The sequence below is a fragment of the Algoriphagus pacificus genome (assembly GCF_017254845.1).
Lineage (GTDB): Bacteria > Bacteroidota > Bacteroidia > Cytophagales > Cyclobacteriaceae > Algoriphagus > Algoriphagus pacificus.
In genome coordinates this window covers 1-411 of record NZ_JAFKCU010000027.1, presented here as the reverse complement: position 1 = coordinate 411, position 411 = coordinate 1, and the positions used below count along the sequence as shown (strand labels likewise).

At 52.6% G+C, this 411-nt stretch carries 1 protein-coding gene; it reads left to right on the top strand.

All coding sequences use genetic code 11. The features are described 5' to 3' along the window. On the top strand, nucleotides 1-411 hold a 411-nt coding region (locus tag J0A69_RS22435), incomplete at both ends, for a terminase gpA endonuclease subunit (protein WP_206588858.1).

The window sequence follows — 411 nt, the reverse complement described above, 5'->3', positions numbered from 1 at the left end:
CGCCGGAATGGTGCAGAAATGTCGATATCCCGTATCTGCTGGGATACTGGCGGGATTGACCCGACCATTGTGTATGAACGCTCGAAAAAACATGGGCTGTTCCGGGTGATCCCCATTAAAGGGGCATCCGTCTACGGAAAGCCGGTGGCCAGCATGCCACGTAAGCGAAACAAAAACGGGGTTTACCTTACCGAAATCGGTACGGATACCGCGAAAGAGCAGATTTATAACCGCTTCACACTGACGCCGGAAGGGGATGAACCGCTTCCCGGTGCCGTTCACTTCCCGAATAACCCGGATATTTTTGATCTGACCGAAGCGCAGCAGCTGACTGCTGAAGAGCAGGTCGAAAAATGGGTGGATGGCAGGAAAAAAATACTGTGGGACAGCAAAAAGCGACGCAATGAGGCA